Genomic DNA, 13,030 nt, shown 5'->3' on the forward strand with positions numbered 1-13,030 from the left:
CAAGTCAGCCGGCTTCCGGCGTTCCGAGCCATTCGAGCAGCTTCTCGTACACCGACTCGTGGTTGAGCATCGTGAAATGGTTCGCGGGCGCGAGGTGCATGCCGTCCTCGTCGCGGAAGCCGATCATCCGCGTCCGGTTACGGCCGGACGCACTCGGCACGAGCACCATGCCGTCGCCGAGCAGGCGTCCCAGCGGGTGTCTCGGGCTGCGCGTGATGGTCGCGGAGACGAAGCAGTACGTCACGCCGTCGAGGAGCGGGACCTCACTGCACGCCGCGGCGCGGAGCGCGTCGGGATCGCGATCGCGCCAGTCCTCGTCGACGAGCGAACCCTGGTTCAGATCGCGGATGCCGGCGCTCCTTCTGCGCAGGAGCCCGGAGATCGCCCGCGTCTCGGGCAGTGCGGCCAGGCCGGCGCTCGCGTAGTGGACGGCCTGCTCCAACGGGGCTCCGAGGTGGGGTGAGCCGAGACTCACGACATGTTGAACCTGCCTCACCCACGGGCGGTCGTCGAGGAAGGCGATCCGGCAGGCGCTGCGGGCGACGAGGCCACCCATGGAATGCCCGACGAGGGCGATCGACTCGACCTGGACCGGCCAGTGCTCGGTGACCGCGTCCAGAAGTTCGGACAGGCTCCTGCCGTTGTCCGAGATGTGCCTGCCGGAGTTGTACCGGATCTGCAACGCCGTGTACCCCAGGTCCGTCCCGAGCCGTTCACCGTAGGTGGGACGGCGACCCAGTGCCCACGCGTCCTCGGTCTCGACGAGTCCGTGCAGGAAGACGACGATGCGGCCACCGGCGCGCGGGAAGGCGTCGGCGAGCGTGCCCGCGTCCGGTGCGAGCGCGACACCGTTCACCCGTATCGACAGGGGTTCGGCGAGCGGCGACCCCTCCGATTCCAGTATGTCGCCGATCAGACCCTGGATCGCGGCGATGGCCTGGGCTCCGCGGCGTGTCTGGGACGGGGCGACGTTCTCCGACGACGGGAGATCGAGGAACCGTCCTGCGAGGGAACCACCGAGACGTGCGGTGTCGGCGACGAGTGTGTACGCGGCGCCCGAGATCTCGTCGTGGAGCAGTTTGGCGGGGACGGCGTGGGAGCCGACACCGAGCCGGATGCCGGCGAAGACACGATCCGAGATGGCGCGGTGGATGCTGCCGATGCCGGTGGCGGCGGCCCCGATTTCCTCGAGGGCCAGCCGGGCGAGGGCCCGCACCTCGGAGCGGCGTCTGATCTGCGGGTCGGTCACGAGATTTGAGTGTACGCATGTGCACTGAGATGCGCGCGTGTTACGGAAGTGTCGAACATATGCGCCGTAGTTGATTATTTCGAGAATAAATCAACAGTGAAGCGGAAAAGTTGATCTTCGGAAGGTCGACTCAATTGGTCGATCGACCAATTCCGGGAAACTCGCTGGTGACGTGGATAATGAACATGTTCACGTCACGCATTAATCGCCGTGATAGGTACGTGATTGAGCCGAACGAAGTGTGCCGACAACGCCGTGACGGGGCTCGCGCGCCTGAGCGTGCGAACCCCGTCGCGGGTGTTCAAGTCTTGTGCCAGCGGAAATGCTAGCCAATCGTGGCCGCGGCCGCGGTTGCGGCGTCTGCGCCACCGCCCAATGCGTCGGCGGAACCCGAGAAGAAGTCCAGGGCACCGGCGAGGTCGGAGAAGGCGGAGAAGAATTCGGACAGGAAGGCGAGATCCATGCTTTTAACTCCTTGCTCGGTTGTGGGCATTTATGTCGGCGCTGAGCGGGCGCCGGATTCATTCCTACCGTTATTGAAATGAGATCGCAATCCGAAGGTTTAACCGAAATGAAACGCGGGACGAATTACCGGGTTCCGACCAGGTGAGAAGCCCGTGTCCGGATTCACATCCGTCGGGCCTGATCCCACGATGTGGGAGCCGCGGCGCTGCCTGAATACCGCCGTCGCCGGGCGCCGGCGGGGCTATCCTCGTCCCACGACGTGTAGCGCCTTCCGGACATACCGACGTATAGGGGAATCCATCATGCGCAAGACCATCGTCACCGGTATCGCGGTCGCGGCCATCGCTCTGCTCGGCGCGGCCGGCTGTTCCGACGACAGTTCGAACGAGGCTCCGATCGCGACCACGACGACCTCCTCGGCGTCCGACCGGGTGGAAGGCGCGATCAGCAGTGTCCAAGCCACGGCGTCGTCCGCTGTGAACACCGCGCGCGAGGCCACGCAGAACGCGATCAACTCGGCCATCTCGGCGGTCCCGATCGGATTCGAGTCGGGAACCGCCGAGCTCAACGCGATCTCCGACGTCACCGTCAGCGCAGTGGCCGCAGCGCTGAACGCCAGCGACAACAACATCCGGATCGAGGCGTACGCCACCAACTCGGACGAGTCCGCCGCCGAACTGCTGGCCGATCAGCGCGCCCAGGCCGTCGCAAACGCACTCGAGGCCAAGGGCGTCGACAAGAGCCGTATTTCCGTCGAAGGAACGGCGAACCCGCCCGAAGGCGTGAACGCCGATCAGGTGGAGATCACCGTCGAGGACAGCTGACCGGCACGGTCAGTGCAGGACCGCCCGGTGCTCGTTCGTGAACGGGACGTGCTCGGCGGTTCTGCCGTCGCGGAGTTTGAGCACCCACTCGGGATCGGACAGCAGCGCGCGACCCACCGCGACGAGATCGAATTCGCCGTTCTCGTACTGCCGGAGCAGGCGGTCGATACCGGCGGTGTTCGACGCGCCGTCCGAGGTGAAGGCCGTCGTGAACACGTCGTCGAGGCCCACCGAACCGACCGTGATGGTGGGTAGTCCGGTCAGCCGTTTGGTCCAGCCGGCCAGGCCCAGTTCCCCGTCCTCACCGGCCAGCTCGGCGAACGCCGGTTCCCAGTGCCTGCGGGTGGAGGGGTGCAGCACGTCGACACCGGCGGCGACGAGGGGTGCGAGCACGGCCGCGAGTTCGTCGGGGGATTGTGCAATCCGGGAGTCGTAGTGGTTCGACTTCCACTGGCTGAAGCGGTAGACGATCGCGAAGTCCTCGCCAACGGCCTCGCGGATCGCTGCGACCACCTCGGCGGGGAACCGGGTGCGGTCCTCGAGGGATCCGCCGTAGCCGTCGGACCGGACATTCGTGCGGTCCCACAGGAACTGGTCGAGCAGATAGCCGTGGGCACCGTGGAGTTCGATGCCGTCGAAGCCCACGTCGCGTGCGTTGACGGCGGCCGCCACCCACGACTCGCGCAGCGCGTCGAGATCGGATTCGGTGAATTCGCGTCCCAGGCGGGTCCCGTCCAGCGCGATTCCGGACGGGCTGGCGGTGGTCACGTCGGGATTCAGGCGGGGCCGCGGACCGCGTTCGACACCCAGGTGCCACAGCTGCGGGATGATCTGCCCGCCCTCGTCGTGGACCGCGTCCACCACCGATTTCCAGCCCGCGAGGCTGTCCGGTCCGTAGAGCCGCGGCACCCGGGTGTGAGATCCGGCGGCCGGGTCGGGAATGTACGTCCCCTCGGTGATGACGAGTCCGACGCCGCCCGCCGCACGCCGCCGGTAGTAGGCCGCGACATCGTCCCCGGGAACGCCGCCGGGGGAGAAAGCTCTGGTCATGGGTGCCATCGCGAAGCGGTTCCGTAGCCGGAGGGATTTGACGGCGAACGACTCGAAGAGCCCGTCCACGGGTAGCGGTGTTTCGGTCATGCCTGTCTGCAACTGATCTTGGTTACGCACTATTCCTGCATACGGCCTGCTGTGTAGTTGTAATCTGAAGTCACAGTCGACACTCGCTGCCGGCGCGTGGGCCCTCGCCCACGCCCGGTCTGACGGGAGGGTGCACTGATGGGCACGAACGACGGAAAACCTGCCGATCTGGTGCTGTTCGGTGACGTGGTCACCATGAACGACGCCGCGCCACGCGCTCGGGCAGTCGCGGTGCGCGACGGGCGGATCGCCGCCGTCGGCAACGATTCCGCGGTGTTCCCGCTGATCGGACCGGCAACGATCACGGTCGACCTGCACCGCGCATGCATACTCCCGGGCTTCATCGAGGCGCACGGCCACCCGCTGAACTCCGCGGTGTTGCTCGGCGAACCGGTGGTGGACATCAGGCCGGTGACCATCGCCGATGCGGGGGAGGTGGTCGACGCCGTGCGCCGCGCCGTCGACGAACACCCCGACGGCGCCGTCCTCAACGGCTGGGATCCCCTGCTCCAGAAGGGACTGCCCGAACCGACCCGTGACTGGCTCAATTCGATCGCTCCCGACACGTCCCTGGTGATCCTGCACAACACCGGCCATGTGGCCTACTTCAACGACGTCGCCGCGCGGGATTCCGGATTGACCAAGGACACGCCGGACCCCGAGGGCGGTAGTTTCGGCCGCGACGAGTCGGGTGAACTGGACGGTTCGGCGTTCGAGGCGCCCGCGGTGATGGCGGTGGCCGCCTCGATCCTCGCCGGCGCGAGCACCCGGCTCCCGGAGCTCCTCGCCGCGGAATGCGCGCGGATGAACGCGGCAGGGATCACCACCGCCAGTGAGATGGCGTTCGACCCACGCTTCCGTAGCGCCGTGACCGCGTTCGCGCGGTCCGGCGCTCTCACCACCCGGCTGCGGCTGTACGAGATGTCGAACCCGGAGCGCGCCACGGACGTGTCACCCGGAGTCGGAAACGACCTGCTGCGCCAGGTGGGCATCAAGATCTGGTCGGACGGCTCGCCGTGGGTGGGCAACGCGGCCACCAGCTTTCCGTACCTCGACACGGACGTCACCCGGTCGCTCGGCCTCGCCGGAACGCGTGGTGAGGCCAATTACACGACGGACGAGATTCTCGAGATCAGCAAGCCGTACTTCGAGAACGGCTGGCAGATCTCCTGTCACGCCAACGGCGACGCCGCGGTCGCCCTGGTCCTCGACGCGTGGGAGCGGATGCTCGCCGACTCGCCACGCGAAGACCACCGACTCCGGCTCGAGCACGTCGGGGCGATGACCCCGGACCAGTTCCGCCGAGCGACCGAACTCGGCGTCACGTGCAGCCTTTTCGTCGACCACCTCTACTACTGGGGCGACGTGCTCGTCGACGACCTGTTCGGTCCCGAGCGCGGAGCACGCTGGGCGGCTGCCGGTTCCGCGATCAAGGCGGGCCAGCGGATCTCGTTCCACAACGATGGCCCGGTCACCCCGACCAACCCGCTGCGCAACATCGCCGACGCCGTCACCCGCCGCACCCGATCGGGACGTGTGCTCGCTCCCGAGGAACGGATCTCCGTCCCGGATGCCCTGCGGGCGGAGACGATCAACTCGGCGTGGCACCTCCGGAGCGAGGACGCCATCGGGGCGATCGTCCCCGGTATGCACGCCGATCTCGTCGTGTTGTCGGCCAACCCACTGCTGGTGGATCCCGACGACATCGCGGGTCTCGAGGTGCTCGCCACGATCCTGGAGGGTCGGACGGTCTTCGGAAAGCTGGAGTGATCCGGGTGGCGCCTGGGTCGAGGGCTCTGCGGTCGATCGGGACGTCAGCCGGAAACTGGATCCGGACTTCGGGTTACACCCGCAAATGGCTGGTTCTCGGCGTCGTGATCGGGATCGTCGCCGGGCTCGGAGCGGTCGTGTTCTACGTCGCGCTGTCGGAGGCGACGCAACTGCTGATCGTCGGCATCGGGGGTTACCACCCGCCGACCGCGGCGGGTGACGGTGGGGCGGTCGGCAGCCGGGAGTTCACGAGACCGTGGGCAATCCCGCTCGTGGTGTGCCTGGGTGGTCTGGTGTCGGGCATCATCGTGTTCACGCTGGCACCGGAGGCCGAGGGGCACGGCACCGACGCGGCGATCGACGCCGTTCACCGGGATCCCCGCATGATCCGCGTCCGCGTCGTCCTCGTGAAGCTGGTCGCGTCCGCCATCACGATCGGGTCCGGCGGATCCGGCGGTCGCGAGGGACCCACCGCGCAGATCTCGGCGGGTTTCGGATCGCTGCTCGCCCGCAGGCTGGACCTGTCCCCACGGGACGGCCGAATCGCCGTGGCGATCGGGATCGGCTCCGGTATCGGCGCGATCTTCGGCGCCCCGCTCGGCGGCGCGGTGTTGTGCTGCACGATTCCCTACAAGGAAGACTTCGATTTCGAGGTGCTTGTGCCGGCGCTGGTCACGTCGATCGTCAGCTACACGGTGTTCGGCAGCTTCCTCGGATTCGGGCCGCTGTTCGGGTACGCCGCTCAGGACTACGTCTTCGACACCCCGGTCCAGCTGGTGTGGTTCGCGCTCATCGGTGTGCTCGGCGGCCTGATCGGATTGCTGTACAGCGGGACGTTCTACACGGCCGTCGATCTCACCCACCGTCTGCCCGGCAGCCGGATCGTCAAACCGGCGGTCGGCGGGCTGCTCGTCGGACTGATGGCGCTCGTGTTGCCGGAGGTGCTGGGCAGCGGTTACGGCTGGATCCAGCAGTCGATGGCCCGCGCCGACCTCACGGCGATCCCGCTGTGGGTGGTGCTGCTGTTGCCGTTCGCGAAGATCCTCGCGACGTCGCTGTCCATCGGCTCGGGGGGATCCGGCGGCATCTTCGGCCCGGGAATGGTGATCGGGGCGTTCACCGGCGCAGCGGTGTGGCGACTGCTGGAACCGTTTGCCCCGGGCGTCCCCGACAATCCGGCGCCCTTCGTCATCGTCGGCATGATGGCCTGCTTCGGGAGCATCGCCCGCGCTCCTCTCGCGGTCATGCTGATGGTCGCGGAGATGACGGGCAGCGTCGGTGTGCTGGTGCCGGGAATGATCGCCGTCGGGCTCGCCTATCTCATCGTGCGCCGATCGGGGAAGACGATCTACCGGGCGCAGCTCGAGAACCGTGCGGAAGCTCGGCTCGCCCCGGGATGATCGGATCGGGGTCCGTGTGCGGAGTGCCGGGTGGATTCCGGCATGCTTGTGGCCATGACTGTTCACGTTCCTCAGTACGTCGACCTCCTCTGGCCAGCGCTTCAGGCTGCCATTGCTCTCGGTGGGTCGGCGTCCAACGAGGAGCTCGACAGTGCAGTCGTTGAGCGAGAAGGGCTTTCGTCCGACGTGCAGGGTGTGCTGCACGGTGACGGTCCCAGCACCGAGATCGAGTACCGGTTGGCGTGGGCCCGCACCTACCTCAAGGGGATGGGTCTGCTCACGAATAGCCGGCGCGGGGTGTGGAGTGTGACGGAGAAGGGCCGCGAGGTCGCCGAGAGCGAGATCCGCCCCCTGCACGCCGAGTTCTCCGCCGAGAACCGCAAGAAGAATGCCGCCCGCAAATCGGCGAAGGCCGCGTCCCGCCGCAACGACGAACCGGATGCCAACATTGCCGAGGCCGAGAACGACGCGGACTGGAAGGACCTCCTGCTCGACACGGTCCTGAAGATGTCGCCGCCCGCGTTCGAGCGGCTGACCCAGCGGTTGCTGCGGGAGGCCGGATTCTCGAGCGCGTCCGTCACCGGTCGCGGCGGTGACGGGGACATCGAGGGGCTCGGGGTGTATCAGTTGTCGTTGCTCAGTTTCCCCGTGTTCTTCCAGTGCAAGCGCTACAGCGGCAGCGTCGGGGCCGGCGCGGTGCGCGATTTCCGCGGCGCGATGGCGGGCCGCGGCGAGAAGGGCCTGCTCATCACCACCGGAACGTTCACCGGTGACGCCCGCACGGAGTCCAAGAGGGACGGGGCGCCGCCGATCGACCTGATCGACGGCGACCGGCTGTGCGACCTGTTGAAGGAGCATTCACTGGGTGTCCAGACCACCACGCGTCTCGTCGAGGACGTCGAGGTCAGGTCGGATTACTTCCACTCGCTGGAGCCGAAATGATCAGCGCCGGGTCACCTACCCGGTGCCCGGACACTCTTTCCCGTTGCGGTATGGCCACGAAGCGATCACGCAGGCCCTGAAGCGGTGCCGACAGTGTCCTTCCGTGTGTAAAGAGGAAGTTAAATACACATGTCGCTGACGTGAAAGACGATCGAGGGAAGTCGTTATGACGACCACGACGCCGTGGCCGTTGACGGGCCACAGGGCACGGCCGCCCGCCGGAATGCTCGCGGACCGTCGCTTCGGGATGCTCGTCGACCAGTTCTTCCGACTCTTCCACGACAGCAGCCAGGGCGGCGGCGCGCTGGCCGTCTATCTCCACGGTGAACCGGTCGTCGACGTGTGGGCGGGATGGGCCAGCCGCGACACGTTCTGGCAGGACGACACCGTCACCCTCACGTTCTCCACGGGCAAGGGCGTCGCGTCCACGGTGCTGCACCGGCTCGTGGGACGCGGGATCATCGACTACGACACGCCGGTGGCGCAGTACTGGCCCGAGTTCGCCGCCGAGGGCAAGGACGAGATCACGGTGCGCGAACTGCTGTCGCACCGCGCCGGACTGCACCGGGTTCGTGGGCTCGTGCCCGGACCGCTGAGTCTGATGGACCATTCGCTGGTCAGTGCCGCACTGGCCGCGGCGACCCCGGATCAGCGGCGGCTGAAGGTCCCCGGATATCACGCGGTGACGTTCGGTTCGCTCGTCGCCGAACTGACGTCCCGCGCGGCCGGGAAACCCTTCACCGAACTGGTGCGCACCGAGGTCGCCGAACCGCTCGGGGTGAAGGAGTTCTGGTACGAGGTGCCGCCGGCCGAGCGTGCCCGGATCGCGAGGACCTTCCCGCACATCAACCCGTTCGGCGTTCCGTGGGGAGCCACGTCGTTCGCGATGTCGCGGCTGCCCGGTCTGCGCAACCTCGCCGACGCGGGCATGCCCGCGGGTTTCGATGCCCTCGTCCGCAACCCCGCGATCCACGACAGCGTGATGCCGGGATGGAACGGCGTGTTCAGTGCCCGCGCGCTGGCGCGGATGTACGGGGCGCTGGCGAACGGCGGAACCGTCGGCGGTGTGGAATTCCTCCCGCCGGACGTCGTGGCGCAACTGAGCCAGGTGCAGACGACGGCCCGCGACTACGTCCTGGGCATACAGATGAACTGGCGGCTCGGCTACCACGCGGGAATGGTGGCACGCCGCAGGCAGCCGTCGAATACCTTCGGGCACTACGGCTTGGGTGGGTCGGGCGCGTTCGCCGACGCCGACAGCGGGCTGTCGATCGCCTTCGTCACCAACCGGCTCGGCAACATGCTGACCCCCATCGCCGACCTCCGCCTGCCGAAGCTCGGCTCGACGGCGCTCGCCATCGCCGAGCGGCTGTAGCCGAGCAGTTCCGGCCGCCGGCGAACCAATTCGATTTCGACGCGCCGTTTTTCGATCGTCGCGAGCCGCAGGTCTGGAGAGCGGGGGACCGGTAGCATCGTGTCCGTGACCGACGCGACCGCCCACACCAGCCGTCCTGATCGGTTGCGTGTCCTCGTCTACAGCGACGATGCGAACACCCGCCAGAAGGTTGTGCTGGCGCTGGGGACGCGTCCGCACCCCGACCTTCCGGAGTTGGAATACGTCGAGGTGGCGACCGCGCCCGTGGTGATTCGGCAGATGGATGCCGGCGGTGTCGACCTGGCCGTTCTGGACGGGGAGGCGGTGCCCGCGGGCGGGATGGGGATCGCGAAGCAGTTGAAGGACGAGATCGACGACTGCCCCCCGATCCTGGTTCTGACCGGGCGCCCCGACGACGCCTGGCTGGCCACCTGGTCGCGGGCCGAGGCCGCGGTGCCGCATCCGCTCGACCCGATCCGGTTGTCCGAAGCGGTCATAGCGCTGCTGCGCACCCGCCGCTCAGCTTAGGCTCTCCTGACTCCGATTTCCGCCGCGTGAAGGTGCATCGAGCGCCTGTGCCGCAGGGGTTTTCCGTACTTCGAGATCGCCTGGAACTCGCACGGTCAAATCGACCGGGCTCGACGACTTCCCTTGTACGCTGTGGCATAACTCACAAGAGCGTAGCTTCGGAAACGACCGTCCGGGAATCGGGCGGACAGGCTCGGGAAGAGGGGAGCTGAGACGGATTGAATGTCTACGTGCCGATCCTCGTGCTCGGGGCGATTGCGGTCGCGTTCGCGGTCTTCTCCGTGATCGTGGCGAGGATCGTCGGTCCGAGGCGCTACAACCGTGCCAAGCTCGACGCCTACGAGTGCGGCATCGAGCCGACACTCTCGCCTCTGGGTGCGGGCCGCATCCCGGTGAAGTACTACCTGACGGCCATGCTCTTCATCATCTTCGACATCGAGATCGTGTTCCTCTATCCGTGGGCTGTTCATTTCGATGCTCTCGGTTTCTTCGGTCTCGGGGCCATGGCCCTGTTCATCTTCAACGTCTCCGTCGCCTACGCGTACGAGTGGCGGCGTGGCGGTCTCAGTTGGGACTGATCGGTCCCGCCAGCGATCCAAAAGCTAAGTCGGAAGAGAAGAGTCGGATATGGGCATCGAGGAGAAGCTGCCGAGCGGCTTCCTGCTGACCACGGTCGAAGGGCTCGCGGGTTACGTCCGCAAGGGCTCGCTGTGGCCGGCGAGTTTCGGGCTCGCCTGTTGCGCGATCGAGATGATGGCGACCGCAGGCGGACGCTTCGACATCGCGCGTTTCGGCATGGAGGCGTTCCGGGCGTCGCCGCGGCAGGCGGACCTGATGATCGTGGCCGGCCGGGTGAGCCAGAAGATGGCGCCGGTGCTGCGGCAGATCTACGACCAGATGGTCGAGCCGAAGTGGGTGCTGGCGATGGGCGTCTGCGCGTCGTCGGGCGGCATGTTCAACAACTACGCGATCGTGCAGGGCGTCGACCACATCGTGCCGGTGGACATCTATCTGCCGGGGTGCCCGCCGAGGCCCGAGATGCTGCTGAACGCGATCCTCGCCCTGCACGAGAAGATCCAGCAGATGCCGCTCGGCGTTCATCGCGAGGAGGTGGCGCGGGCGGCGGAGCAGGCGGCGCTGGCCGCCACCCCCACCATCCAGATGAAGGGCCTTCTGAGATGAGTGGCGTGGATCGGTGGGCTGAGCCAGGTCGAGGAACCGAGATCCGGCGTCTGGGCCGTCCGGTCTGGACTGAGGAGCGAGGGAGCGTAGCGAGTGAGTGACGAGGGAAGGCCGGACGTAGAAGCCCAGACGCCCGCGAGCGAAGCGAGCCATGTCCCCGCGAGCCATGTCCCAGAACAGATCGGTGTGCGCAAGGGGCTGTTCGGGGTGCGGGGTAGTGGGGATACGTCGGGGTATGGGCGGTTGGTGCGTCCGGTGTTGTTGCCGGGGAGTACGCCGCGGCCGTACGGCGGATATTTCGACGAGGTCGCGGATGGGCTGGGGGCGGCGTTGGCGGAGTCGGGTGTGGATTTCGAGGTGGCGATCGAGTCGGTTGTGGTGTTTCGGGGTGAGGTGACGTTCGGTGTGCGGCGGGAGTTTTTGCCGTTGGTGGCGCGGGCGTTGCGTGATGAGCCGGATCTGCGGTTCGAGATGTGTCTGGGTGTGAATGGTGTGCATTTCCCGCAGGATGCGGGCCGGGAGTTGCATGCGGTGTATCCGTTGTTGTCGATCACGCACAATCGTCGGATTCGTCTGGAGGTCGCGGCACCGGATGCGGATCCGCACATCCCGTCGTTGTACGAGGTGTATCCGACGAACGATTGGCACGAGCGGGAGACGTACGACTTCTTCGGGATCGTGTTCGATGGTCATCCGTCGTTGACCCGGATCGAGATGCCGGATGACTGGCCGGGTCATCCGCAGCGGAAGGACTATCCGCTCGGCGGCATTCCCGTCGAGTACAAGGGCGCGGAGATCGCGCCGCCCGACGAGCGGCGGGGGTACAACTGATGAGCGAGGACACGGTTTTCACTGTCGCGGGTCAGGACTGGGACGAGGTCGTCGATGCGGTGAAGGCGTCGTCGGGTGATGCGGGTTCGGAGGGCGCCGAGGAGCGGATCGTCGTCAATATGGGTCCGCAGCATCCGTCGACGCACGGGGTGTTGCGGCTCATCTTGGAGATCGAGGGTGAGACGGTCACGGAGGCCCGGTGCGGTATCGGTTATCTGCATACGGGGATCGAGAAGAATCTCGAGTACCGGACGTGGACGCAGGGCGTGACGTTCGTGACGCGGATGGATTACCTGTCGCCGTTCTTCAACGAGACGGCGTATTGCCTCGGCGTGGAGAAGATGCTCGACATCACGGATCAGGTGCCGGAGCGGGCGAGCGTCATCCGGGTCATGTTGATGGAGCTCAACCGCATCTCCTCGCATCTGGTGGCGTTGGCCACGGGTGGTATGGAGCTGGGGGCGGTCACGGCGATGCTGTTCGGTTTCCGGGAACGCGAGCTGGTTCTGGACGTGTTCGAGATGATCACGGGACTGCGCATGAATCACGCGTACATCCGGCCGGGCGGTTTGTCGCAGGACCTGCCGGAGGGTGCCGTGGAGAAGGTGCGCGAGTTGCTCACGTTGATGCCGGAACGGCTGCGGGACATGGAGAATCTTCTCAACGACAACCGCATCTGGAAGGGGCGCACGCAGGGCATCGGGTATCTCGACCTCACGGGGTGCATGGCGCTCGGCATCACGGGTCCGATGCTGCGTGCGACGGGTCTGCCGCACGATCTGCGCAAGTCGCAGCCGTATTGCGGTTACGAGAATTACGAGTTCGACGTCAGCACCGACACGGGGTGTGACGCGTATGGCCGCTACCTGATCCGGGTCGACGAGATGAAGGAGTCGCTGAAGATCGTCGAGCAGTGCCTCGACAAGTTGCGGCCGGGCCCGATCATGGCGGAGGACAAGAAGATCGCGTGGCCGGCGGATCTGACATTGGGCCCCGACGGTCTGGGCAATTCGCCCGGGCACGTCCGCGAGATCATGGATTCGTCGATGGAGTCGCTGATCCATCACTTCAAGTTGGTGACGGAGGGTTTCCGGGTGCCGCCGGGTCAGGTGTATGTGGCGGTGGAGTCGCCGCGGGGTGAGCTCGGTGTGCACATGGTGAGCGACGGCGGCACCCGCCCGTACCGGGTGCATTTCCGGGATCCGTCGTTCACGAACCTGCAGTCGGTGGCGGCCACGTGTGAGGGCGGCATGGTTGCGGATGTCATTGCGGCGGTCGCGAGCATCGATCCGGTGATGGGGGGCGTGGACCGATGAGGCCCCTG

General features: G+C 66.7%; 13 protein-coding genes. 10 read left to right on the forward strand and 3 right to left on the reverse strand.

Annotation, left to right across the window (positions count from 1 at the left end; genetic code table 11):
* Window positions 1–4: 4 nt before the first annotated feature.
* Both HGB39_RS03735 and HGB39_RS03740 read right to left on the reverse strand, forming a co-directional pair.
* Window positions 5–1,249 carry an esterase/lipase family protein gene (locus HGB39_RS03735; RefSeq protein WP_005567013.1) on the reverse strand — a complete coding sequence of 415 codons (1,245 nt, stop codon included), beginning with the start codon at window positions 1,247–1,249 and terminating at the stop codon, window positions 5–7.
* 325 nt (window positions 1,250–1,574) lie between these two features.
* Window positions 1,575–1,712: a hypothetical protein gene (locus HGB39_RS03740; protein ID WP_009479155.1), complete on the reverse strand. Its 138-nt coding sequence runs from the start codon at window positions 1,710–1,712 to the stop codon at window positions 1,575–1,577.
* Between the two features lie 304 nt (window positions 1,713–2,016).
* Here HGB39_RS03740 and HGB39_RS03745 point away from each other — a divergent pair, with 304 nt between their 5' ends.
* Complete coding sequence (locus tag HGB39_RS03745; protein WP_005567011.1) at window positions 2,017–2,538, forward strand: OmpA family protein; 522 nt, start codon at window positions 2,017–2,019, stop codon at window positions 2,536–2,538.
* Window positions 2,539–2,547: 9 nt separating this feature from the next.
* Here the strand turns inward: HGB39_RS03745 and HGB39_RS03750 are convergent, their stop codons facing one another.
* Window positions 2,548–3,678, reverse strand: coding sequence for an NADH:flavin oxidoreductase (locus tag HGB39_RS03750; protein ID WP_043789999.1), 1,131 nt, complete (start codon window positions 3,676–3,678; stop codon window positions 2,548–2,550).
* 138 nt (window positions 3,679–3,816) lie between these two features.
* Between HGB39_RS03750 and HGB39_RS03755 the strand changes: the two genes are divergently transcribed.
* From HGB39_RS03755 to nuoD, 9 genes are all read left to right on the forward strand, one after another.
* Window positions 3,817–5,448, forward strand: a complete 1,632-nt coding sequence (locus HGB39_RS03755) for an amidohydrolase (RefSeq protein ID WP_054246712.1) — start codon at window positions 3,817–3,819, stop codon at window positions 5,446–5,448.
* Window positions 5,445–6,848, forward strand: coding sequence for a chloride channel protein (locus HGB39_RS03760; RefSeq protein ID WP_005574808.1), 1,404 nt, complete (start codon window positions 5,445–5,447; stop codon window positions 6,846–6,848). Before HGB39_RS03755 ends, HGB39_RS03760 begins: the two co-directional genes overlap by 4 nt.
* A gap of 42 nt (window positions 6,849–6,890) precedes the next feature.
* On the forward strand, window positions 6,891–7,790 hold the full coding sequence (locus tag HGB39_RS03765) for a restriction endonuclease (protein WP_005253670.1): 900 nt from the start codon (window positions 6,891–6,893) through the stop codon (window positions 7,788–7,790).
* A 166-nt stretch (window positions 7,791–7,956) separates the two neighbouring features.
* The gene (locus tag HGB39_RS03770; RefSeq protein WP_005574809.1) at window positions 7,957–9,165 is read left to right on the forward strand and encodes an EstA family serine hydrolase; all 1,209 of its coding nucleotides are present in this window, start codon (window positions 7,957–7,959) and stop codon (window positions 9,163–9,165) included.
* 105 nt (window positions 9,166–9,270) lie between these two features.
* Window positions 9,271–9,693, forward strand: coding sequence for an Rv3143 family two-component system response regulator (locus HGB39_RS03775; protein WP_037202955.1), 423 nt, complete (start codon window positions 9,271–9,273; stop codon window positions 9,691–9,693).
* Between the two features lie 218 nt (window positions 9,694–9,911).
* A complete protein-coding gene (locus tag HGB39_RS03780; protein WP_005239104.1) occupies window positions 9,912–10,271 on the forward strand; it encodes an NADH-quinone oxidoreductase subunit A in 360 nt (119 codons plus the stop codon).
* Between the two features lie 49 nt (window positions 10,272–10,320).
* Window positions 10,321–10,875 carry a NuoB/complex I 20 kDa subunit family protein gene (locus tag HGB39_RS03785; RefSeq protein ID WP_005574811.1) on the forward strand — a complete coding sequence of 185 codons (555 nt, stop codon included), beginning with the start codon at window positions 10,321–10,323 and terminating at the stop codon, window positions 10,873–10,875.
* 93 nt (window positions 10,876–10,968) lie between these two features.
* On the forward strand, window positions 10,969–11,706 hold the full coding sequence (locus HGB39_RS03790) for an NADH-quinone oxidoreductase subunit C (RefSeq protein WP_043794073.1): 738 nt from the start codon (window positions 10,969–10,971) through the stop codon (window positions 11,704–11,706).
* A complete protein-coding gene (nuoD, locus tag HGB39_RS03795) occupies window positions 11,706–13,022 on the forward strand; it encodes an NADH dehydrogenase (quinone) subunit D (protein ID WP_054246714.1) in 1,317 nt (438 codons plus the stop codon). The genes HGB39_RS03790 and nuoD overlap by 1 nt, the downstream gene beginning before the upstream one ends.
* Window positions 13,023–13,030 lie beyond the last annotated feature (8 nt).

The organism is Rhodococcus opacus, from assembly GCF_012396235.1.
GTDB lineage: Bacteria > Actinomycetota > Actinomycetes > Mycobacteriales > Mycobacteriaceae > Rhodococcus_F > Rhodococcus_F opacus.